This is a genomic window from Agromyces sp. CF514, assembly GCF_900113185.1.
Taxonomy (GTDB): Bacteria; Actinomycetota; Actinomycetes; order Actinomycetales; family Microbacteriaceae; genus Agromyces.
This window is the reverse complement of record NZ_FOZD01000001.1, coordinates 1268325-1290122: the sequence shown is the minus strand read 5'-3', so window position 1 is coordinate 1290122 and position 21798 is coordinate 1268325. Positions and strand designations below refer to the sequence as shown.

Here is a 21798-nt window from a genome sequence, read left to right as displayed (position 1 = left end):
CAGGTGGGTGGGGGTGCTGGGTGGTGCTGCTGTGTTTGCTGTGGTGCTGTGTGGGTGATGCAGAGGTGAAGGTCAGGTGGTGGTTGCGACGAGGTCGGCGGTGTCGATTTCGATGACGGATGTCTCGTGCTGGGCGGACTCTGCCTGCTCGCGTGCGAACACCGAGAACTCCTCGACCGTGACGGTGCCCTCGCCGACGAAGAGGCCGACCCGGCCGCTCGCGTGGTCGTAGAGTCGCGTGCTCAGCACGGTCGCGTCGTCGACCGTCGCGACGCAGAGGTCGCCATCGACGATCACGTCGAGCACGTGCACCCCCGGGTCGAGCCGGCACGGGCGCTCGAGTTCGACCGCGAAGGGCACGTCGCCCGAGATCTGCCACTGCTCGGTGCCGGTCGACCGGCGCGGCCACCGGTCGAAGACCAGGCGCCCGCGCCTCGGCTCGAGCCGGAGCACGTAGCCCTCGTCGCCGTCGGCGCTCGCCCGGAGCAGCACGCCGGTCTCGGTGGTGCCCTCGACGATGTCGAGGCTGACTCGCAGGCGGAACGACGACGGGGCGTCTTCGCTCGTCAGGAGGTCGCGGTAGCCGTCGGGTGCGGCGAGCACGGTGCCGGGGGCGATGGTCTCGCCGACCTGCGCGCCAATCTGTGCGCCGGACTCCGAGCCGGGCTGCGCGAACGCGGGCTCCGAGAACGTCTCGCGCAGCTCCTCGGCCGGGTGGAACGCGAGCGCTCCGTCGGCGCGCTGCTCGGCCTCGAGCACCGACATCGTGCCGGCCCACTGCCAGGCGCCGTCGTCGGTCGCGCCCTCGCGGGAGGCGATCCAGCCGAAGAAGAAGCGCCGTCCGTCGCGCTCGGCCGACTTCGCCGCGTAGAAAGCGCGGCCGTCGATGGTGTCGTGCTCGGGCGTGAGCCATGGGCCGTGCAGGCTGCGCGACATCCGGTACCTGGTGGTGAAGGCGTCGCTGAACTCCGACGAGACGAGGTACCACCAGTCGCCCATCTTGAAGACCTCGGGGCACTCGTGCGCGATGTAGCGGCGCGGGTCCCAGAACGGCGCTGCGGGCTCCCAGGTCGTGAGGTCGGTCGAGGTGCACTGCGCGATGACGCCGCGGCGCCGGGCCGGGCCGTCGACGTGACGGGCGGTGATGAGCATGCGCCAGAGCTGCGCCTCGTCGTCCCAGAAGACGAACGGGTCGCGCCAATCGGCGGTCTCGTACCCGGCGGTCGCCCCGAAGGTGTGCGACGGATGCCGCTGCCACGAGTCCATGCCGTCGGTGCTCGTCGCGTGCATGACGAGCTGCAGCGCGAGGCCGTCGTCGCCGACCTTGGTCGGGTTCTGCCCGGTGTAGAAGGCGTGGTGCGTGCCGTCGGCCGCGAGCACGATGCTGCCCGTGTAGATGTTGAAGTCGTCGGCGTCGAGGCCGCCCGAGGCGATGGCCATGCCGGCATCCGTGAAGTCGACCAGGTTCTCAGTGGTGAGGCGACGCCAGGGCATGCCCTCCTTCGGAGTGCGGCGCGTCTCGTGCAGGTAGAAGAGGTGGAACACCCCGTCTTCCTGCCACGGGATGACGTCGCCGATCCAGGCGCCGTTCGGCTGGGAAAACCCTCGTTGGTTCATCGTCACTCTCGCTTGGTTAATCGGTTATCCAGAACCATAACCGGCGAATCAAGGTTGGTCAAGCGGTTAATCACGGAAAGTGAGTCATGTCGAGATGGAGCCGATGCGACCCCTGCCCGCGCTGGATTCCGTCTCGCGCAGCGCCAGCTCGCCTCATCGGCGAGGGGGAACCGGCATCGCGATACCGCGGAGTCCGCTCGCTCGGGCGGGAGCAGAGCGATTGGTCGTGCGGAGTCGAGCCACGTGGTCGTGGCGTCGGCTACGGCGCTGGCTGCATGCACACCGCGTGGTACGAGAGCTCGTGCACCCCGGTCTCGGGCGAATCACGCACCACCAGGATCTCCGTGTACGGGTCCTCGAGCGGGACGCCCGAGAGGTACGCCATCGATCCGTTGTCCGTGTTCGGGTCGTACCCCTCGGCCCTCCAGAACGAGAGGGCGACCCGAGGGAGGTCCTGCGCCGCAACGCCACCCGCGTGAGCTTCGATCGTGACGACGGGCGCCACCCCCCGACCGGAATCGGCGAGGACGCACGATTCCCGTCTCACCTCGGGCTCCCCGAGCACGGCGAGCTCGAGTCGCTCGGCCATCCACGCGAGGTGGGCGAGGCCCTCAGCTTCGACCGCGGCGGGATCAAGCGATTCCTGGAACGCGACGACGGCATCGTGATCGACCCGCCTGACGGCACTCGCGACGACGGCGACCGTCGTCGAGCCGATGACGAGGCAGACCAGGGCCGTCACGAGCGGAGCCCGGCGAAGCATCCTGCGCTGCTTGCCGAGCTGGCGATGACGGATCATCCAGGCGACGATCACGCTGAGCGGCACTCCCAACGCGATGCTCATCGCGACGATCGCATTCGTCAGGTTCGCCGACGAATCCATGCCCTGGAACGCGTACCGGCCTTCGCCGTTCACCACCAGCACGATGCTCACGACCAACGACCCCACGAGTCCGAGCGAAATCCAGACGGAGGCGGCGAGTCCGCGGGTGCGCGGCGGTGCGACGTCGATGTCGCCGTGTTCCTCAGTCGACTCGCCCGGCTCGACGCCCACGTCCTCCACGGCGTTTCCTCTCAACGCCGGGCTCGGCTCCCACGCGGTGGGTCGACGGTAGCAGGAGGGCGCGCCCACGGCGAGACATCCACCGGGTGCACACCGTGCCCGTGTTCGCGACGGTCGGGTTCCGCGAGAAGCCCATCCGCCCCATCCCGATCGACGACCTCACCGACATCCTCGAGGCAGCGGTCGACGGACGGATGCCGCGGGCCACCGTCTCGGTCGTGGGCGCCGAGCAACTGCTGCTGTCGAAGGCCGTGCGGCGCGTGGCATCCGTCACCGGACGTCGCGTGGTCGTGGTGCCGTGGCCGATCTGGGCGCAGTACGCGCTCGCGCAGGTCACCGAGTGGACCATGACGGTGCCGCTCGTCGCGAAGGCCCAGGTGCGCATGCTCGCCGAGGGCGTGACGGATGCCGCGCCGCCCGCCGACCCCGTGCCCGACGACCTGCTCCCCCGCCGCATGTTCACCGCCGAGCAGATCCGCGCGAGCCTGCCCGAGCCGGGCGGGTTCGGGTGGAAGGACCTGCGCGTCAGTCAGTCCGTTCGTTTGCCGGGAAACAGGCAAGACCGGCCCGCAAGACGCTGAGCGCGGCCCGCGGCGCTTGTTGGTCCGTCACCTCCAACCGCGCGTACGCACAGGGCTGGCGGAATCGGCCGCGCAGCCTCTACATGGGATCGCCCCATTCGATGAACGCATGGTCATCTCGATGCTCGGGCTCATCGCGCACTCGTGTCTTCCGATTGGTCCGCGTAGGTCTTGAATTCCGCGGGCAGGTTGTCACGTTGGATGCCGTCGATCGCTGGCAGCGCCAGTTGCCCTCGCGCCGCCGTTACCAAGTCTCCGACTGCTGCGTAGAGACGCGTCATCGGTGAACGACCGTCCGGTCTAGGGTCCACGCCGGTCGACTGAGCTCGGACGAGCTCGTACGCGCGACTCTGAACGCTGACGGCATGCCTTGCGACCGCTGGGCTCGCCAGAAGGAGCAACTGTCCACAACGCATTCGCAGGTCCATCAGCGCATCCCGCAATGAGTCGGAGTCGGAGTCCTCCCGCGCCGTATCACCGGCTAGATGCATGAGGCGCCGTGCTGCCCCGAGATATTCGGCGAGCAATGTGTACGTGTTCTTGTCCCAACGGTGGCGGAAGACACGTCGTTCACGCAGCCATTCCGAGAGGGTCGCGAACAGGAAGGCGACCAGTGCCGCGATCGCCGCGGTGATCATCGTCTCAAGCACGACGGCAGGTTATCGAAGTGCCATTGGCTGGGTCGAGCCAGGGCGTCGTCGACACGCCAATGGTGCCGAGCAGATCGACGCTCGCTCCAAGAACGACAACGCACGCAAGCCAGGTAAGGAGGTACAATATTTGATAGATCGAATATATAGAGGTGACGCATGAGCGCAGGAAGCCTGATCCGCTCGGCCCGCAAGAGCCGTCGACTGACCCAGCGCGCGCTCGGCCACCGCGCCGAGTTGTCGCAGTCGCACCTCTCCCTCATCGAGGGTGGCCGCCAGAACCCGTCGTTCGATGCGGTCGAGCGCGCGCTCCGCGCAGCCGGTCATCGACTCGTCGCCGTCCCGACGGTTCGCGACGACGCCGCGACCGTCGCCACCGACATCCGCTATGCCGTGCGCGATGATCGCGAGGACCGCGCGCTGCGCCGGTTCATCCAGCTCAACGACAACCTGGCCGCGGAGCATGGCGCCACGCGATTCGCGCTCACGATCTCCGAACCCGAGTCCACCGGCAGCAAGCAATGGGATGCCGCGATCGCCGCGCTCGTCGCACACCACCTGGTCGCCGAGAACCTGCCCGTTCCCGACTGGGCGAACAGCGAGACCCGCGCGCTGCGCCGGCAGTGGGCGATCGGTGAAGGCCCGTACACGCTGACGCCGCGGCCCGAACAGGTTCCGCCCGAATTCCTGCGGCGCGGAGTACTCGTCGATGCCGACACTCTGGTGAGCGCATGACGACGCGGTTCGAACGTGACGACCTCATCGACGGGCTTCGGCAGTTGGTCACGAAGCTCCAAGCAGCCGACGGCCCGATCGGTCTTCGAATCATCGGCGGTGCTGCCCTCTCGCTTCGCTACTTCGACCGCGAGTCGACGGTCGACATCGATGCGCGGCCTATCGGCGATGCCGAACAGGTGCTCGCTGCCGGCCAGGCGATCGCCATCGAGAACGGCTGGCCCGACGATTGGCTCAACGCGAAGGCGTCGGGCTTCATCCCCCGATATGGCGTCGAAGCCGAATGGCACACCATCTACGACGATGCGACGGTCGTCATCCAGGTCGCCTCGGCCGAGGCGATGCTGGTGATGAAACTGCGCGCGAACCGCCCTGGCCGAGATGAGCGCGACATCGCCGAGCTCATGGCGATCTGCGAAGTCGACTCGCTCGACGAGGCTGAGTCGCTCTACGAGTCGTACTACCCCGCAGATCTGCTCAGCGACCGCGCCGTGCGCATGGTCGAACGGATTCTGAGCGTCGGATTGCCGCCGAAGGCCGTTGCGCCACCGCAGCCCGACCTCGGGAGCTGAACGGTCCGTCGGTGAGGCGGAACTGGCATGTCGATTGATCACTCGGGGATGAGCGCGGCCTCCCGTCGCGCGCCTGCGAGGATCGACCCATGACCACTCCTGCGCCAGTACCCGTCGACCTCGAGACCTGGCCGCGACGGGAGACGTTCGAGTACTACCGGCACCAGGTTCCGTGCACGTACGCGATCACGGTCGAGCTCGACGTGACGGCGTTCGTCGCCGCACTGCGGCAATCGACGAAGAAGACGTACCCCGCGCAGATCTGGGCGATCGCGAACATCGTGAACCGGCATCCGGAGTTCCGCATGACGCTCACCGACGAGGGCGCGCCAGCGGTCTGGCCCGTCGTGCACCCGGCGTTCACGGTGTTCCAGCCCGAGCGCGAGACGTTCGCGGCCGTGTCGGTCGCGTACGACGCCGACTTCGCCGCCTTCCACGCCGCGGCGGTCGAGGCGCTCGCGAGCGCGTCGCACGCGACCGGGATGTTCCCGCAGGGCGAGCTGCGCGCCGACGCGTTCGACATCTCGAGCCTGCCGTGGACGAGCTTCACCGGGTTCACGCTGAACATCGACGGCGGCTCGAACCACTTCGCACCGATCTTCACCCTCGGACGCTACGTCGAGCGCGACGGGCGCACGCTGCTGCCGCTCGCGCTGCAGATCCACCACGCGTCGGCCGACGGATTCCACACGTCGCGTCTCCTTCGCGAGCTCGAGGAGTTGCTCGCCGAGCCGTCCTGGTTGGGGTGACGGCGAGCCCGCGGCATCCGCTCAGGTGAAATGTTCGGCGACGACCTCGACGAACGATTCCGCACCATGCCACGGACGCTGCGTCGCGAACAGCTGTCGGCGTCGCGAAAGGGCGCGTAGCGTCGGCGCGGAACCGCCGAACCGCGGAACCACCGAACCGCCACGCCGCACGAGGGGGCCATCATGGCGAACCTGCCGATCATCTACGAGACGACGCATCGGGTCGCGTTCTCGGAGCTCGACCCGTTCCAGCACCTGAGCACGGGCAACTATGCGAGGTACTTCACCGATCACCGCATGGAGGCGCTCGCGAAGAACGTCGGCTGGACGCTCGCCAACCTCGCCACGCTCGGCTTCATGACCTGGGTGCGGCGTCTCGAGATCGACTTCATCAGGCCGGTCGACGGCGATCAGACGGTGTCGATCACCTCGTTCGTGCGCGAGTTCCGCGAGCGCGACGCCCACATCGAGTGCACGATGACGGATGCCGCGGGCACGACGCTCGCGACGTGCGTCATGGTCGTGGCCTACGTCGACGGGGCCACTCGGCGGGCCGCCGACTGGCCCGATTCCCTGCAGGAGCTCTTCTTCGCGCCCGCGCCGTCGTGATCCGACCCCACTCTGGACTTATACGCACATAGGTGCGTATACTCCCGAACATGCCAAGACGACGCCCCGGAGTGCTCCTCCCGATCGAGCTCGCGATCCTCGACGCGGGCCTCACGATCCAGCCGCGAGAGGGCTCGTTCTTCGGCTTCGCCCTCGCGCGCACCCTCGCCGAGAGAGACGGGTCCGCATTGATCTCGCACGGCACGCTCTACCGCGCCCTGAACCGCATGGATGCCGCGGGGCTGCTCGAATCCGAGTGGGAGGCCCCCGAGCTGGCCGAGGCCGACGGCCGCCCGCGCCGCCGGCTGTACCGCGTGACCGGAGTCGGCGAGGCCGCCTTCCGTGCCGCCGCCCAGAGCGCCGCCGCCCAGAGCGCCGCCCGGGCTGGGCAGCTCGGCACCGCGACCGGCGAGGCCCTCGCATGACCGGCCGGGGCGAACGCGCGGTGGAACGCGCCTCGCGTGCCACGCTGCACTGGTCACTGCGATACACGGGCGGCCTCGATCCGGTCGTCGCGGCCGATCGGCAGCACGAGATCCTCTCCGACCTCCATGAGCATGCGGCGTGGGCCAACGAGGCCGGCATCAGCGAGCGGGCCGTCGCCCGATCGATCAGGGCGCGGATGCTCCGCGGCATCCCGGCCGACCTCAGCTGGCGTCGCACGCAGCTCACCGGTGAGGAGCGTGCCATGTGGAGCGCACCGCGCGTCGACGGGCTGCTGCTCGCGGCGGTCGCCCTCATCGGCATCGTGCAGGTCGCTGTCGGCGCGTTCGTGGCGGCCCGCCAGACGCGCGCGCTGCTGATCGACGACATCGACTTCATCCCGACATCCGCGGCCTTGACCATCGCACTCGGCTCCGTCGCGCTCGTCGCGACCGTGCTGCTCTGGAACAGGAACACCCGGCACTGGGGTGCAGCGCTGCTCGCCGTCACGGGCGTGCTGATCTTCGCGCAGAGCGTCGAGGCCCTGTACTACCTCAGTGCGACGGCGCTGCTCGTGATCAACGGCGTGACCTGGCTCGAACCGGCGGCCTACGCCATCGGCTTCGGCGTCGCGATCGTCTGCCTCGCAGCCGCCGGCCAGTGGGCGAAGCCCGTGTCCCTGATCTCGGCCGCGCCGGCCCGGAAGGAATCGTGATGGACCTCCAGCACCTGCTCGACGACGAACGCCGGCGCAAGGACCGGCGCACCGGACGACGGATGCCGCGGCATCGCGTCGCGCTCCTGCTGGGCGCGCTCGGGGCGGTCATCGTCCTCGGCACCGGCACGGCGCTGACCGCGGCCGCCGTCGGCTCGATCACCGAGTACGACGAGCTGAACGCGGCCGCGGAGGCGTCGACGCCCGTGTTCTCGCCGCCCGCGTCCGTGCCGCCCGCGGAGCTCGAGCCGGCACCGACGGAGCCGACTGCGACCGCGACTGAGGCACCGGCGGCCGCCGTGGTCGGGGAGACCACCATCGACGGGAACGTCGTCGAACCGGCTCCCGGTGGAATCGCCGTCATCCTCGGGCACACCGTGTACGACGAGAACACCGACCTCGCGCTCATCCCCAGGCCGTCGGCGGAGTACGTCGAGAGGTGGGGGGCGTTCGACGTCGAAGTGAGCCTGATGCAGGACCACCTCGACGCGGTCTGCATGGCCGAGAAGGGGTTCAAAGCCGCGTACGTCCCGCTCTGGGAGACGTGGGAGCTGGGCGACACGATGGAGGTGGTCGATGCGCTCGACGCGTTCAACGAGTCCCGGAATCCCGAATGGCAGGAGGCGTTCTGGGGCGCCGACGACCAACCGCTCGGTGACGCCTACGACTGGCAGCAGGCCGGATGCCACGGGGCATCCGTTCACTACACCGGAATGGACGACGCCAACTAGGGCCGAAGGAACGGTAACTAGGCCCGACGGAACGGTGCGGGGCTTGTCCGACCGCAGTGCGGCAACTAGCCTCGCCCCGATGACTGTTCCAGCCGGCACGATCCAGCCCTACGACATCCGCCACCTCACCGGCCCCGAAGAGATCGACTTCTTCTCCGGAATCCCGTACGCCCTCAACCACGAGCTCGCAGACGACCTCGACGGCGGCCGCCGACGACCCCCCTGGGCCTGGTTGGCGGTGCGCGACGACCACCTGCTCGGCCGACTCGCGCTGTGGGCCCCGGCCGGCGCCGCGACGCCGAGCCAGCTCGACCTGTTCGACGTCGAACCATCGCTGTCCGAGCACGAGCAGCGCGACATCGGCACCGCACTGCTCGAAGCGGCCCACGCCGAGGTGCTGGCGGCGCTCGACACCCCGCCCGAGGTAGCGCTGTACCTTCCGCCCGACTGGCGCGAGCATCCGGCCACCCGTCAGGCCACCGAACTGCGGCTCGAACTGCTCGAGCAGGCGGGCGCGCGCTTCATCGTCGAGCGCCTGCGGTTGCACTGGACTCCGGCCGATGGCATCCCCCAGCCCGACGAGCGCCTGTCGTTCCGGCCGTTCGACTCCGACGACGAGTTCCTCGACCTCACCGCTCGCGTGCTCCCGGGCACCCTCGACGCCCACAGTCGGGGCGAGCTCGTGGGTTCCACACCGCAGGCGGTCGCTCGCGAACAGTTCGACGACGAGTTCGTGCACTACACCAGCCCCCGCGAGTGGTGGCGGGTCGCGACGGATGCCGACGGCCACCCTCTGGGGTTCGTGGTCCCGGCGCGGAACGCCTACAACCACATCGTCGCCTACATCGGCGTGCTGCCCGAGCATCGCGGCAATGGGTACATCGACGGCATCCTCGCCGAGGGAACTCGGGTGCTCGCCGAGGCCGGCGCACCGCACATCCGGGCACAGACCGACGTCGGCAACATCCCGATGGCCGACGCCTTCGCCCGCGGCGGGTACGCGACCATCGAGCGGCTCGTCAACCTCGCCTGGGAGTGACCCGCACCGCCGGGCTCAGGCGGCGAGCCCGGCGACTGCCGCCGCAACGTCCTCGGCGACGAGGTCGGCGTTGAGCGCACCGGCGACGAGCGAGCCGAGCCCGAGCGACACCGAGACGTTCGCGCGCACGTTCACGACGTTGCCGACCGCCCAGACGCCCGCCACCGAGGTGCGCCCGTCGTCGTCGACGTCGACCCAGTCGCCGAGCTCGCTCGTCGTCGTGGCGGCGCCCAGCGATCGAAGCAGCGCGTCACGCGGGCGCATCGTCGGGCCGGTGAAGACCACGCCCACCGCGACGGGGCGTCCGTCGACCTCGACGCCGGTCATCGTCTCCCCCTCGGTCCGAAGGCCGGTGACGGCACCCGATTCGATCCGGATGCCGCGGCTCACGAGCCGGTCGAGGTCGGTTCCGGATGCCGCACCGACGACGTTCTCGAAGTACACGACCCGATCCGACCACTGCCGCAGCAGCTGCGCCTGCTCGACGCTGCGCGGTGAGGTCGCCACGATGCCGATGACGTCGTCACGGTGCTCCCACCCGTCGCAGTACGGGCAGACGACCACGCCGCGCCCCCACTGCTCGCGGAACCCGGGGATGTCGGGCAGCACGTCTTCGAGACCCGTCGCGACCAGGAGCCGACGCGTACGGGCGGCGCCCTCGACCGTGTCGATCTCGATGACGTCTCCAACGGCACGGGCCGCTCGCACCTCGCCGCGGATGAACCGCACGCCGTAACCGGCCGCCTCCGCGCGCCCGCGTTCGAGCAGCACGAGCGGCGAGAGGCCGTCGTGTCCGAGCACGCCGTGCATGTGCGCGGCGAAGCGGTTTCGCGGCGTTCCCGAGTCGATGACGACGACGCGACGGCGTGCCCGCCCGAGGGAGAGTGCGGCACTGAGGCCGGCCGGTCCACCGCCGACGATCACGACATCGGCATCTTCCAGTTCGCTGTGTTCCATGTGTCGATGCTCGCGTTCCGTCGCGGCATCGGCAATGCTCGTTGCTGGAACGGCAACAAGGAGGCGGCGATGGAACAACGCGACGAACTGGCCGGCATCGGCGAACGACTGCGCGCGATCCGCGAGTCCCGCGGCCTCACCCTGCGGGCTGTCAGCGAGGCCAGCGGCATCTCGACGAGCACGCTCTCGCGCCTCGAATCGGGCGCCCGACGCGCGCAGCTCGACCTGCTGCTGCCGCTCGCCCGGCTCTACCGCCTGCCCCTCGACGACCTCGTCGGTGCGCCGCCGCTCGGCGATCCGCGCATCCACCCGCGACCGAGGCTGAAGCACGGCGTCGTCACGGTGCCGCTCTCGGGCGGGTCCGGCCCATGGGAGGCGTTCAAGCAGGTGCATCCGCCGGCGCCCGACACTCCCATCCGCCAGTTCGTGCACCCCGGCTGGGACTGGATCTACGTGATCTCGGGCCGCATGCGCCTGCTGCTCGGCGACGACGACCTCGTCATCGAGGCGGGCGAGACCGCCGAGTTCGACACCCGCGTGCCGCACGGCTTCGCCAATCCCGGTCCCGACCTGCTCGAGGTGCTCTGCCTGTTCAACTCGCAGGGCGCGAAGGTGCACACGCGCGCGTCGGCGTGAGCCTCGGGCCGGCCTCGTGCGGGTGCGGGCTAGCTCTCGTCGCGCCGCGCCCGATGGAGGTCGGAGAGCGCACTCCAGCCCGCATGGTCGCGACGGTCGAGCATCTCCCAGAGCTGTTCCGCCGGGACATCCGGGATGCCGCCGAAGAAGTCGTAGATCGCGTACGCGCTGCGCGTGAGCTCGTCGCGCCGCCGCGTGTACCGCCGTTCGGCGATCCGGAGCGCGAGCAGCCAGCCTCGGAACGCGATGGCGAAGGCGAGGACGATCAGGACGACGGGCGGCCAGAGCATCCGCATCCAGGTCGGTACGGGACTCTCCACGGCGAGGATGACGGGGAGCACCGGCACTCCGGCCACCGCGCCGGCCGACAGCGCGACGACGACGCCGAGTGCGGTGCCGCCGATCTCGGTCAGGCGCCGCGCCCGCAGCGCAGCCCGCATCTCGGGTTCCTGCCCGGGCCGTACCAGGCGGTAGCCGTCGACGATCATGCGCATCCTCTCCCACCGATCCAGACCACGGTATACGCGTGTGGATGCATGGGCGACCGCGTCACTGCTCGACGTTCGGATGCCCCACGACCTCGGCGAGCGCGTTGCCGATGAAGACGGCCGGGTCGGCGCACGTGCCGGTCGTACGACCCCCGTCGACGGTTCCGGTGCCGTCGGGACACTCCCCCGACTTGATGTCGCTGTTGGCCATCACGATGAGCGTCGTGCCGGACTCGAGGTGGTGCTGCAGCACGGTGTTGAAGCCGGGCATCGTGCCGTCGTGGCCGTACCAGCCGAGCGCGAGGCCGAGGCCGAGGCCGTAGGCGCGAGCCTCGGTCTGCGGGGCGGTGGTGCCCTCGCCCGTGTACACGGGCAGCGAGAAGTCGAACGAGTCGATGCGCTGCTGCTGCCACTCCGGGGCGAGCAGTCCATCGCCGGTGACCAACGCCTCGCTCCAGGTGAGCAGGTCGTCGAGGTCGGAGATGACCGAGCCGGCCGTCCAGCCCCATGACGGGTTCCAGTCGGTGGTCTCGACGGGCACGCCGTCATCGACGCCCTGGAGCGTGTACCCGTGGGCGTGCGGTTCGGGGAACGAGGCATCCGTCGGGAAGATCGTCCGGTCGAGGCCCAGCGGCTCGAAGATCTGCTCCTGCAGCACGTCTTCGATCGGCTCGCCCGTGACCTGCTCGATGACCATGCCCAGCAGCACGGTGTTGGTGTTCGAGTAGAAGGTCATGGTGCCCGGTGCGAACATCGGCTCCTCGCCGCGCACGATGTCGACGAGTGCCTCGGGCGTCCAGACGAAGTTCGGGTCGGTGAACAGCTTCTGCTCGAACTCCGCGTCGAACGTGTACGACGGGATGCCGCTGCGCATGGCGCCGAGCTCGAAGAGGGTCGCGTCGCCGTTCGGCATGCCCGGCACGTACTGCTCGATCGGGTCGTCGAGCGAGAGCTCGCCCTGCTCGGCCAGCTGCATGAGCGCCGTGACGGTGAACGTCTTCGTGACGCTCCCCACGCGGTGGTTGACGTCGGCGGCCATCGGCACCGTCTCGTCCCAGTCCTCGAACCCGATCGTCGCGGCCCACGTGCCCTCGGGCGTGCGCACCCCGATGACGGCGCCCGGAGCGCTGATGCCGGCGAACGCCTCGGTCGCAGCGCTCGCGAGCTGCTCGCCGAGCTCTGCACCGAGACCGTCCTCGACGACCACGAGTCGACCATCGGATGCCTCGGCAGAAGCGGACTCCGAAGGTGGCGCGTCGCTCGCGGGACCCGAACAGCCGGCGGCGCCGACGACGAGCGCACCGAGCGCGAGGGTCAGCAGGGCTGTGCGGATGATGCTCGGCATGTCGTTCCCCATTCGATCAAGACCGGGCTGCGCCCTCACTCTATGGGAGGGCACGTCGCGATCGGCCGCCCACCCCCTGAAGTGGGGCCGTCCCGTTCGGCCGCGCCGCGCGACCGCGGCGTAGGGTCGCGAATGGGGGCACGGGCTCCCGAACTGCGTCTTGCGCGAGGCCCGAAGGGCTGGTCATGCGGAACTCCAGATGGGCGGGCGCAGCAGTCGCAGCCGCCACGGTCCTCCTCCTCGGCGGGTGCGCCGCCACGACGGCTTCGGATGCCGCCACGAGCCCGCCCGCGACATCCGCCCCGATCCTCGACACGGAGCTGCGCACGCAACTCGAGGCAGCGCTCGACGAGGGATTCGCGGCATCCGGGATGCCCGGGGTCATCGTCGGAGTGTGGGTGCCCGGTGAAGACGAATGGGTCTCGGAGCGCGGCGTGGCCGAGGTCGGCACCGACGAGCCGATGGGCCGCGACAACCAGCAGAAGATCGGCAGCATCACCAAGACGATCGTCGGAACGGTGATGCTGCAGGTCATCGGCGAGGGCGGGTTCGACGTGAGTCTCGACGACACGCTCGACCGGTGGTATCCCGACTTCCCCGAGGCGTCGAACATCACGGTGCGGATGCTGCTCAACCACTCGAGCGGCATCGGCGAGGCCGGCCGGGCCCAGGTCGACCGCATCTGCGCCGCCCCGTACGCCGTTCCGACCCCCGATCAGCTCATCGCGGTCAGCGCGGAGACTCCGCGCGCCGACTTCGCGCCCGGCGAGGGATTCGAGTACGCCAACGGCAACTACTTCCTGCTCGGCGGCATCCTCGAACAGGTCACCGGCGAAGACCTCGCGACGCTCATCCACGACCGCATCACCGAGCCGTTCGGCATGGACCGCAGCCGGTTCGCGCCCGACGGCGAGGTCACCGCCCCGCTGACCCACGGCTACTCCGAGTTCTGCCCCGAGCTCGGCGAGACGGTCGACACCGTCGAGTGGTCGAACGGCGAGAGCTGGGCGGGCGGCGCCATGGTGTCGACCCTCGACGACCTTCACGCCTGGGGCGAGGCCATCGGTGCCGGCGCGGGCGTGACCCCCGAGCTTCAGGTCGCCCGGTATGCGGATCGCGCGATCATCTCCGAAGAGACCGGATCTGCGTACGGCCTCGGTGCGGGGGTCGTGTACGACGCCGCCACCGGCTGCGTCCTGATCGTCTCCCACGCCGGAGCCGAACCCGGCTACGGCACGAACATCGCGTACTACCCGATGACCGGTGCCGTCCTGGCGATGCTCGGGAACGGCGACGGCGGCGACGGCGACGCTGCGACGGAGGTCACGAAGGCGCTCGCGCCGGTGCTCGGTCCGGTGCTCTACCCGACGCCGACCGAGCCGTGCGCCGCGCCGTGGGGGTGAGGGGCAGCTCGCGACGCGAAACCCTGACGATTCGACGCCCGCGACCGTTCGGCTGACGGCTGTTCGGCTGCGACTGTTCGGCTGACGACTACGCGGCTGCCGCAGCGGCCCCGACGGCGGCGATCGCCTCGGCGGCGACGGCGTCGAACACGGCGAGGTCCCGCTCGGCGCGGGCCAGCACGACCGCGCCTTCGCTCGCCCCGAGGAGCATCGCCGCGAGGCCCGGCGAACGATCAGGTCCGACACCGCCTTCGGCCAGCAGCTCCGCGAGTCTGCCGCGCCACGCCCGGAACACCTCGCCCGCGCGTTCGAGCAGGGCGTCCGACTCGGCGTCGACGGTGACGGCCGCCACCGCGCATCCGACACCGAAGTCGGTCGCGGTGAGCAGGCTCCGCCACATGCCGAAGAACCGCGCCGCGACCTCGCCGGCGGCAAGGCCGTCGAAGTCGGCGAGCTGAGCCAGCGACCGGGTGCCTGCCGCTTCGAGCGCGGCGTGCACCAGCTGCTCCTTGCCCTGGGGGAAGTGGTGGTAGAGCGACCCACGCGGGGCTCCGGATGCCTCGAGCACCTCTGAGAACGAGGTGCCGCGCGATCCGTGGCGCGCCAGGAGCACGGCTGCGCTGTCGATCATGTTGCGACGGGTGTCCGTGGCCATCTGCCCTCCAGAGCCTTGACTATGATGCTCGTCCTAATCTACAGTTATGACGCTCATCATAATCTGAGACGAGGAGCCTGCTCATGCCGATGATCGATCTCTACGCCCCCCGCGGCACCTTCGCCGACACGCATGACGTCGCCGTCCGCGCCGCCGACATCGTGAAGAACGTCGAGCAGGTGCCCGACATCCCGATGTTCCGCGACAATACGGCCGCCTTCGTGCACGAGCTCGAGGCGACCGCGATGTCGGATGCCGCAGGAGCAGGTGACCACGCGCGCGTCCAGGTGCTCACGAACGCCGGAGCCCTCGACCGCGACAAGCAGCTCGCGGTGGTCTCCGAGCTGACCGCGCTCGTGGTCGATGCGTCTGCCGGCCGCATTCCGGCCGAACGCGTCTGGGTACTGCTCACCGAGGCGGTGCCCGGCGGGTGGGGCCTCTTCGGCCACGCCCACACGAACGACGAGATCGTCGAAGCCGCACGCGCCGAGATCGGTCGGTTGCAGTCCGGACGATGAGCTCGACGGAGGTCGGGTTCAGCGTCGAACCGGGCCCTCCTGCAGATCAGCGCGCGACGACGCGACGGCCCGCACCGCGTCGAGCACGGCCTGCAGCGCCGGCGAGTCCGCCTGGCTGCGCCGGTGCACGGCCGACACCCCGCGCGTCGAGGCCGGTCGCACGGTCGGCACGGCGACGAGATCGGGATGCAGCGGCGGACGCCCCATACGAGGCACGAGCGCGACGCCGAGGCCCGCGCGCACGAGCTCGAGGTGGTTCTCGAACTCCATCGACTCGTGCACGATGCGCGGCGCGTTCGAGACGCCGTCGAACAGTCGTCGCAGCCACTGGCGGCAGATGGTCGAGTCGAAGGTCGCGATCCACGGCTCGTCGGCGAGGTCGGCGGGGGTGAGCTCGGCGGTTCCGGCGAGCGCGAGCGGGTGATCGCGCCGCAGGATCACGTCGGCGACATCCGTGAACAGGGGGGTCTCGACGAGGTGATCGGGCATCGCGAGCGCCACGCCACCCCAGCGGTGCACGATGCCGAGATCTCGCTGGCCCGACGCGACGAGCGCGATCGTCTCCCACGGCTCGCTCTCTCGCAGGGGCACGCGCAGGTCGGGATGCTCGTTGCGCAGGCTCGGCAGCACGTCGACCAGCAGCCCGCGCACCGCGGTCGAGAACGCGCCGATGCGCACCTCACCGGTGATCGGGCGGCGAGCGGCGCCGTCGAGGCCGTCTGCTCCGGGCGCACCGCCGGTCAGTTGCAGGTCGGCCTCGATGCGCTCGAGATCGGCGAGCACCGTCGCCGACGACGTGACGAGATGGCGACCGGCATCCGTCAGCACGACGCCGCGGCCCGCGCGCTCGAGCAGCGCGACCCGGGTGCCGCGCTCGAGGCGCTTGATCTGCTGCGACACCGCCGACGGGGTGTACCCGAGCGCATCGGCCGCCGCCGCGACGCTGCCGTTGGTGGCCACGGCGCGCAGTGCGACCACGGCTTCGAGATCGATCATGCAGCAATGCTACCGATTCAGTGGCAGAAATGATTGCTGGTGTTTCCGGATGCCGCGGGCGAGCCTTGAGACATGACGAGACGCGACATGCTGCTGGCCGCCGCCGTGGCCACCCTGTGGGGCTTCAACTTCGTCGTGATCGACTGGGGCATGCGCGGCATTCCGCCGCTCTTCTTCGTCGCCGTGCGCTTCAGCGTCGTCGCCCTGGCCGCGGTCGTCGTGCCCAGGCCGCTCGCGAACTGGAAGACCGTCGTCGGGGTCGGCCTCTTCATGAGCCTCGGACAGTTCGGCCTGCTGTACACGTCGATCGCGCTGGGGCTGCAGCCGGGCATCGCCGCCCTGCTGCTGCAGGCGCAGGTGGTGCTGACGATCGTGGTCGCGGCCCTCGCCCTGCGCGAGCGACCCAACCGCATGCAGACGATCGGCGTGCTCGTCGGCACCGTCGGCCTGGGCGTCGTCGCGCTCGGCCGCGGCGGTGACGCGCCCGCACTCGCGGTCGTGCTGTGCCTGCTCGCCGCGCTCTCGTGGGCGATCGGCAACGTCATCTCGCGTCAGGCTGGCCCGGTCGCGCCTGCGAAGCGCCTCGGCGCGCTGTCGCTCACGGTGTGGTCGTCGCTCGTGGTGCCGCTGCCGGCGCTCGGGCTCTCGGCGCTCATCGAGGGGCCCGATGCGATCGCCGCCGGCATCGCGGCGTTCGGCTGGCGCCCGATCCTCTCGACGCTCTACACCGCGGGCCTCTGCACCCTCGTCGGCTATGCGATCTTCAACGCCCTGCTCGCACGCAACCGCTCGGCGTCGGTCGTGCCGTGGGTGCTGCTCGCACCCGTGGTGGCGATGGCATCCGCCGCGCTGCTGCTCGGCCAGGTGCCGAACGCGTGGGAGACGGCCGGCGGGCTCGTGCTCGTCGCCGGCGTGTTCGTCGCGAACGCGCCGGTGGGGCGACGAGCCGTGCGCGGCGGCCACCCCGGGCGCGACCTGCCTCGAGCAGCCGCCACGGAGTCGGCTCGTACCGCGAGATGACCTGGATGCCGGTCGCGGCCGCGGGCTTGTCGACGGAGCATCCGGCGTCGTACGCGGCCTGCCGTGCAGACGACGGATGCCGCGAAGCCCCCCGACCTCGCGGCATCCCGACGCCGCGGAGTCCCCCCGACCTCGCGGCATCCCTTCGCCTCCTCGAGCAGGTGCGGTCCTACCGCACGCTCTCGAGGAAGTTGCGGGTGCGCTGCCGCTGCGGCGCATCGATCACGGCCGACGCGGTGCCCGCCTCGACGACGACGCCTCCGTCCATGAACACGACCTGATCGGCGACGCCGCGTGCGAACCCGATCTCGTGGGTCACGACGATCATCGTCATGCCCTCGCGCGCGAGCTCGCGCATGACGTCGAGCACGTCGCCCACGAGTTCGGGGTCGAGCGCCGAGGTCGGCTCGTCGAAGAGCATGAGCTTGGGGTCCATCGCGAGCGCCCGGGCGATCGCGACGCGCTGCTGCTGGCCGCCGGACAGCTGCGACGGGTAGTGCCCGGCGAAGTCCGCCAGCCCCACCCGGTCGAGCAGCTCGTGCGCGCGCGCCTTCGCCTTCGCCGACGGGATGCGCGCGATCCCGACCGGCGCCTCGACGATGTTCTCGAGCGCGGTCATGTGCGGGAACAGGTTGAATCGCTGGAACACCATGCCGATGTCTCGACGCTGGCGGGCGATCTGACCGGGCGTCATCTCGTGGATGTTGTGCCCGGCCTGGCGATAGCCGATGAGCTCGCCGTCGACGATGATGCGCCCGCCGTCGATGGTCTCGAGGTGGTTGATGCAGCGCAGCAGCGTGGACTTGCCGGAGCCCGACGGCCCGAGCAGCACGGTCACGGAGCCCTGGGGCACCTCGAGCGAGATGTCGCGCAGCACCTCGTGCGCACCGAAGCTCTTGCGCACACGGCGGATCTCGACGAGCGGGCGAGCGGATGCCGCGGCGGGCACGCCTGCGGGAGCGGTGACGGTCATACGGCTCGGACCTCCTTGGTCACGGGGGCAGGTTCCGGCCCGGGGCGCCGCGAGGCGAGGGCCCGGCGGAGCCGCTGGAACGGCGTGGGCGGAAGGGCGCGGCTCGAGCCGCGCCCGTAGCGGCGCTCCAGGTAGTACTGCGGGATCGACAGCACGCTCGTGAGCAGCAGGTACCAGAGGCTCGCGACGATGAGCAGCTCGACCTGCTTGAGGTTCTGCGACGAGATCATGCTCGCCTGCGTGTAGAGCTCGAGCACCGCGATCACCGAGAGCAGCGACGTGTTCTTCAGCATCGAGATGGTCTCGTTGCCCATCGGCGGGATGATCACGCGCATCGCCTGCGGCAGCAGCACCCGACGGAACGTGTACAGCGGCGACATCCCGAGCGAGGCCGCGGCCTCGCGCTGGCCCTCGTCGACCGAGAGCATGCCTGCGCGCACGATCTCCGACGAGTACGCGGCCTGGTTGAGCGTGAGGGCGAGCAGGCCTGCCGTGAACGCGCTGATGAGGGCGTTCGTGTCGGCTTGCCAGAACACCACGTCGGTGAACGGGATGCCGATGCTCAGTTGCTCGTACAGCAGGCCGAGGTAGCCCCAGAGCACGATCTGCACGAGCAACGGCGTGCCGCGGAACGCCCACACGTAGAACCACGCGACCGATGAGAGCACCGGGTTCGTCGAGAGCCGCATGGCGGCGATCACGATCGCGAGGAACGTCGACACCAGCATCGAGATGAGCGTGATGAGCAGCGTCAGCCCGACGCCGTCGAGGATCCGGGGGTCGACGAGGAACGTTCCGATCGCGGCGAAGTCGAGGTTGGGGTTCGTGAACACCGACCAGGCGAACCAGGCGGCGAGGAGCAGCACGAGGGCCGCGCCGATCCACCGCCACGGTCGGCGCAGCGGGATCGCGACGACGTCGTCGTCGGTGGCGGCGACATCCGCCGCCCGCTCGTGCACGACCGTCACGAGCCCGCGCCCTGGTTGGTCTCGGCCGACTCGACCGCGTACGCGCCGATGTCGTTGCGCTCGAGCACGGCCTGGTAGGCGCCCTCGTCGATGAGCGCCTGCAGCGCCCGGCGGATCACCTCGACGAGCTCGGCGTCGTCCTTCAGGATGCCGATGCCGCTGTACACGGGCGCGAAGCCGGCCGGATTCTCGGGGTCGCGCACGACGTCGAACGTCTCGCCGTCGTCGGTCGTCGCGGCCGCGTACTCGGCGACCACGGCGTCGGCGACGTAGGCGTCGGACTTGCCGGCGCGGAGCGCGGTCTGCGCGTCGAGGTCGCTCGGCAGCTCCGTCACGACGACCGGGTCCGATCCGCAGTCCATGCCGCGGAGCAGGTCGCCCTGCACGGTCGCCTTCTGCACCGAGACGGTCTTGCCGCACAGGTCGGTCTGCGTGGCGATGGCGGTGTCGCCCGCGTTCACGAGGATCGCGAAGCCGCCATGCGTGTAGTCGACGAAGGTGACGGTCTCCTGGCGCTCGGGGGTGTCGTTCATTCCGCTCATGATGAGGTCGTTCTTGCCGGCCTGCAGCGACGGGATCACCGAGTCGAACGCCTGCTTGTTGATCGACACGTCGATGTCGAGCTTCTGCCCGATGAGGCGCGCGAGCTCCGGGTCGAAGCCGACGGCCCGATTCGTGTCGTCGTACATCGCCATGGGCGGGAACGGGATGTCGACGGCGATGTCGAGCCGCCCCTTCTCGACGATCGGGGCCGGCAGCAGCTTCGCGAGCTCCGGATCCGCGGTCGTCGAGACCTCGTCGCCGACGGGCAGGTCGGATCCACCAGCGGCCTGGGCTCCGGAGCCCGTGATGCCGGAGCATCCGGTGAGGGTGAGCGCGGCGACGGCGGCGAATGCGGCGGCGAGCGCGGCCGAGCGGGCTGCGACGGTTCTGGCGGCGTCGGTTCGGGTGGTGGTGCTGGTGATCATGCGGACTCCTTCGTCGGGGTGATCTGGTCGGTGGTCGGCGGAGCGTCTCAGACGAGTGCGTTCTCGAGCGCCGGTGCGTGGGTGGCGAGCAGGTCGTCGTAGGTCTCGCGGCGCGCGACGAGCCGTGCGACGCCGTCGGCGACGAAGACGATCGCGGGCTTCAACGCACCGTTGTAGTTGTTGGACATCGTGTAGGCGTACGCGCCGGTCGCGGCCATCGCCACGAGGTCGCCGACACGTGCGGGCGGCATGGCCGCGCCGTCGACGAGGAGGTCGCCCGACTCGCACTGACGGCCGACGAGCTGCACGGTCTCGGTCCACGGCTCGAGCAGGCGGTCGGCGAGCACGGCCTCGTAGCGCTGCCCCGTGAGCGCGATGTCCATCTGGTCGGCGAGGCCGCCGTCGACGGCGACGAAGGTGCGGCCGGTGCGCTTGACGGTGGTCGTGCGATAGAGCGTGACGCCCGAACGCCCGACGATCGACCGGCCCGGCTCGATCATCAGGCGTGCGCCGGCGGGAAGGTGCGCCTTCGCCGAGGCGACGACCGCGTCGAGGTAGTCGTCGACGCTCGGGGCGACCTCGTCGTACGTGTAGGCGATGCCGAGTCCGCCGCCGACGTCGTAGGTGCCGAACGTGCCGACCGTCGAGATCTTCTCGACCGCCTCGGCGAACTGGGTCTCGTCGAGGATCTGCGAGCCGATGTGCAGGTGCACGCCCTCGAATCGCATGAGCGGGTGCGCCTGCATGCGGCGGATCGCGCGCTCGGCCTGGTCGATGGGCAGCCCGAACTTGGAGTTCGCACCGCCGGTGGCCTGCGACGCGTGCGTCTTCGCCTCGACGCCCGGGATGACCCGGAGCAGCAGCTTCTGGGGGCGCTCGAGCAGCCGCTCGAGCCGGTCGAGTTCGTCGTCGTTGTCGACGATGATCGTGTCGATGCCCGCGTCGAGCGCCATGCGCAGCTCGGCATCCGTCTTCGCGTTGCCGTGGAAGTGCAGGCGTGCGGGGTCCACGCCCGCGGCGAGCGCGAGCCGGAGTTCGCCGCCGCCCGCGATGTCCACCGACAGCCCCTCCTCCTGCGCGATGCGGTACATGCCGACGGCGGGGAGCGACTTCGACGCGAAGAGCACCTCGGAGTCCGGCCACCTCGCCTGCAGGCCGTCGACGAACCTGCGGATCTGTCGCCGCAGGCCCTGCTCGTCGTAGACGTGCAGCGGGGTGCCGAAGCGCTCGGCGAGTTCGGTGACGGCGACGCCCCCGATCTCGAGCACGCCGTCGGCGGTGGCGGTCGCCTCTTCGGGCAGGATCCGCCACAGGTCGCCGAGGCGGGTGCCGCTCGGGTCCGGCCGGTTCGCAGTCATCGTTCCTCCTCTGCGGGCGTCTTCGCCGT

General features: G+C 70.1%; 25 protein-coding genes. 13 read left to right on the top strand and 12 right to left on the bottom strand.

The window, feature by feature from the left end; translation table 11 throughout:
- Positions 1 to 72: 72 nt before the first annotated feature.
- Positions 73 to 1617, bottom strand: coding sequence for a family 43 glycosylhydrolase (locus BM342_RS05700; RefSeq protein WP_092966586.1), 1545 nt, complete (start codon positions 1615 to 1617; stop codon positions 73 to 75).
- Positions 1618 to 1876: 259 nt separating this feature from the next.
- Positions 1877 to 2680: a hypothetical protein gene (locus BM342_RS05695; protein WP_092964475.1), complete on the bottom strand. Its 804-nt coding sequence runs from the start codon at positions 2678 to 2680 to the stop codon at positions 1877 to 1879.
- A gap of 86 nt (positions 2681 to 2766) precedes the next feature.
- Here BM342_RS05695 and BM342_RS05690 point away from each other — a divergent pair, with 86 nt between their 5' ends.
- Entirely contained in the window at positions 2767 to 3261 is a 495-nt protein-coding gene (locus BM342_RS05690; RefSeq protein ID WP_092964474.1) for a Rossmann-fold NAD(P)-binding domain-containing protein, read from the top strand.
- A 131-nt stretch (positions 3262 to 3392) separates the two neighbouring features.
- On the opposite strand, the gene BM342_RS05685 is transcribed toward BM342_RS05690, so the two are convergent.
- Positions 3393 to 3911 (bottom strand): hypothetical protein, encoded by a 519-nt coding sequence (locus BM342_RS05685; RefSeq protein WP_092964473.1) that lies wholly within the window; start codon positions 3909 to 3911, stop codon positions 3393 to 3395.
- A 159-nt stretch (positions 3912 to 4070) separates the two neighbouring features.
- Here BM342_RS05685 and BM342_RS05680 point away from each other — a divergent pair, with 159 nt between their 5' ends.
- From BM342_RS05680 to BM342_RS05645, 8 genes are all read left to right on the top strand, one after another.
- The gene (locus BM342_RS05680) at positions 4071 to 4646 is read left to right on the top strand and encodes a helix-turn-helix domain-containing protein (RefSeq protein ID WP_092964472.1); all 576 of its coding nucleotides are present in this window, start codon (positions 4071 to 4073) and stop codon (positions 4644 to 4646) included.
- Complete coding sequence (locus BM342_RS05675) at positions 4643 to 5218, top strand: DUF6036 family nucleotidyltransferase (protein ID WP_255368554.1); 576 nt, start codon at positions 4643 to 4645, stop codon at positions 5216 to 5218. The genes BM342_RS05680 and BM342_RS05675 overlap by 4 nt, the downstream gene beginning before the upstream one ends.
- A gap of 89 nt (positions 5219 to 5307) precedes the next feature.
- Positions 5308 to 5967 (top strand): CatA-like O-acetyltransferase, encoded by a 660-nt coding sequence (locus BM342_RS05670; RefSeq protein WP_092964471.1) that lies wholly within the window; start codon positions 5308 to 5310, stop codon positions 5965 to 5967.
- A 183-nt stretch (positions 5968 to 6150) separates the two neighbouring features.
- Positions 6151 to 6576: an acyl-CoA thioesterase gene (locus BM342_RS05665; protein ID WP_092964470.1), complete on the top strand. Its 426-nt coding sequence runs from the start codon at positions 6151 to 6153 to the stop codon at positions 6574 to 6576.
- 50 nt (positions 6577 to 6626) lie between these two features.
- Positions 6627 to 7001, top strand: coding sequence for a PadR family transcriptional regulator (locus tag BM342_RS05660; RefSeq protein ID WP_092964469.1), 375 nt, complete (start codon positions 6627 to 6629; stop codon positions 6999 to 7001).
- A complete protein-coding gene (locus BM342_RS05655; protein ID WP_092964468.1) occupies positions 6998 to 7714 on the top strand; it encodes a hypothetical protein in 717 nt (238 codons plus the stop codon). The genes BM342_RS05660 and BM342_RS05655 overlap by 4 nt, the downstream gene beginning before the upstream one ends.
- Positions 7714 to 8445 (top strand): hypothetical protein, encoded by a 732-nt coding sequence (locus tag BM342_RS05650; RefSeq protein ID WP_092964467.1) that lies wholly within the window; start codon positions 7714 to 7716, stop codon positions 8443 to 8445. The genes BM342_RS05655 and BM342_RS05650 overlap by 1 nt, the downstream gene beginning before the upstream one ends.
- 79 nt (positions 8446 to 8524) lie before the next feature.
- Positions 8525 to 9484 carry a GNAT family N-acetyltransferase gene (locus BM342_RS05645; protein ID WP_092964466.1) on the top strand — a complete coding sequence of 320 codons (960 nt, stop codon included), beginning with the start codon at positions 8525 to 8527 and terminating at the stop codon, positions 9482 to 9484.
- Between the two features lie 15 nt (positions 9485 to 9499).
- Here BM342_RS05645 and BM342_RS05640 read toward each other — a convergent pair whose 3' ends face one another.
- Positions 9500 to 10441 carry an NAD(P)/FAD-dependent oxidoreductase gene (locus BM342_RS05640; protein WP_092964465.1) on the bottom strand — a complete coding sequence of 314 codons (942 nt, stop codon included), beginning with the start codon at positions 10439 to 10441 and terminating at the stop codon, positions 9500 to 9502.
- A 69-nt stretch (positions 10442 to 10510) separates the two neighbouring features.
- On the opposite strand from BM342_RS05640, the gene BM342_RS05635 reads away from it, so the two are divergent.
- Complete coding sequence (locus BM342_RS05635; RefSeq protein ID WP_092966582.1) at positions 10511 to 11077, top strand: helix-turn-helix domain-containing protein; 567 nt, start codon at positions 10511 to 10513, stop codon at positions 11075 to 11077.
- A gap of 29 nt (positions 11078 to 11106) precedes the next feature.
- Here BM342_RS05635 and BM342_RS05630 read toward each other — a convergent pair whose 3' ends face one another.
- Both BM342_RS05630 and BM342_RS05625 read right to left on the bottom strand, forming a co-directional pair.
- Positions 11107 to 11565, bottom strand: a complete 459-nt coding sequence (locus tag BM342_RS05630) for a hypothetical protein (protein ID WP_143109764.1) — start codon at positions 11563 to 11565, stop codon at positions 11107 to 11109.
- Positions 11566 to 11626: 61 nt separating this feature from the next.
- Positions 11627 to 12910 carry a serine hydrolase domain-containing protein gene (locus BM342_RS05625; RefSeq protein WP_092964463.1) on the bottom strand — a complete coding sequence of 428 codons (1284 nt, stop codon included), beginning with the start codon at positions 12908 to 12910 and terminating at the stop codon, positions 11627 to 11629.
- A gap of 185 nt (positions 12911 to 13095) precedes the next feature.
- Between BM342_RS05625 and BM342_RS05620 the strand changes: the two genes are divergently transcribed.
- Positions 13096 to 14313, top strand: a complete 1218-nt coding sequence (locus BM342_RS05620) for a serine hydrolase domain-containing protein (RefSeq protein WP_092964462.1) — start codon at positions 13096 to 13098, stop codon at positions 14311 to 14313.
- A gap of 88 nt (positions 14314 to 14401) precedes the next feature.
- Here BM342_RS05620 and BM342_RS05615 read toward each other — a convergent pair whose 3' ends face one another.
- The gene (locus tag BM342_RS05615) at positions 14402 to 14968 is read right to left on the bottom strand and encodes a TetR/AcrR family transcriptional regulator (protein ID WP_092964461.1); all 567 of its coding nucleotides are present in this window, start codon (positions 14966 to 14968) and stop codon (positions 14402 to 14404) included.
- A gap of 83 nt (positions 14969 to 15051) precedes the next feature.
- On the opposite strand from BM342_RS05615, the gene BM342_RS05610 reads away from it, so the two are divergent.
- A complete protein-coding gene (locus BM342_RS05610; protein WP_092964460.1) occupies positions 15052 to 15486 on the top strand; it encodes a hypothetical protein in 435 nt (144 codons plus the stop codon).
- A gap of 18 nt (positions 15487 to 15504) precedes the next feature.
- Here BM342_RS05610 and BM342_RS05605 read toward each other — a convergent pair whose 3' ends face one another.
- A complete protein-coding gene (locus tag BM342_RS05605) occupies positions 15505 to 16482 on the bottom strand; it encodes a LysR family transcriptional regulator (protein ID WP_092964459.1) in 978 nt (325 codons plus the stop codon).
- Between the two features lie 72 nt (positions 16483 to 16554).
- Between BM342_RS05605 and BM342_RS05600 the strand changes: the two genes are divergently transcribed.
- On the top strand, positions 16555 to 17502 hold the full coding sequence (locus tag BM342_RS05600; RefSeq protein ID WP_092964458.1) for an EamA family transporter: 948 nt from the start codon (positions 16555 to 16557) through the stop codon (positions 17500 to 17502).
- Positions 17503 to 17671: 169 nt separating this feature from the next.
- On the opposite strand, the gene BM342_RS05595 is transcribed toward BM342_RS05600, so the two are convergent.
- Genes BM342_RS05595 through lysA form a run of 4 tightly spaced genes read right to left on the bottom strand, consistent with a single transcriptional unit; the run spans position 17672 to position 21769 of the window.
- On the bottom strand, positions 17672 to 18475 hold the full coding sequence (locus BM342_RS05595; RefSeq protein ID WP_092964457.1) for an amino acid ABC transporter ATP-binding protein: 804 nt from the start codon (positions 18473 to 18475) through the stop codon (positions 17672 to 17674).
- Entirely contained in the window at positions 18472 to 19443 is a 972-nt protein-coding gene (locus BM342_RS05590; protein ID WP_092964456.1) for an amino acid ABC transporter permease, read from the bottom strand. The genes BM342_RS05595 and BM342_RS05590 overlap by 4 nt, the downstream gene beginning before the upstream one ends.
- Positions 19440 to 20411 carry a transporter substrate-binding domain-containing protein gene (locus BM342_RS05585; RefSeq protein ID WP_092964455.1) on the bottom strand — a complete coding sequence of 324 codons (972 nt, stop codon included), beginning with the start codon at positions 20409 to 20411 and terminating at the stop codon, positions 19440 to 19442. Before BM342_RS05585 ends, BM342_RS05590 begins: the two co-directional genes overlap by 4 nt.
- Positions 20412 to 20458: 47 nt before the next feature.
- Positions 20459 to 21769, bottom strand: a complete 1311-nt coding sequence (lysA, locus tag BM342_RS05580) for a diaminopimelate decarboxylase (protein ID WP_092964454.1) — start codon at positions 21767 to 21769, stop codon at positions 20459 to 20461.
- Between the last annotated feature and the right edge of the window lie 29 nt (positions 21770 to 21798).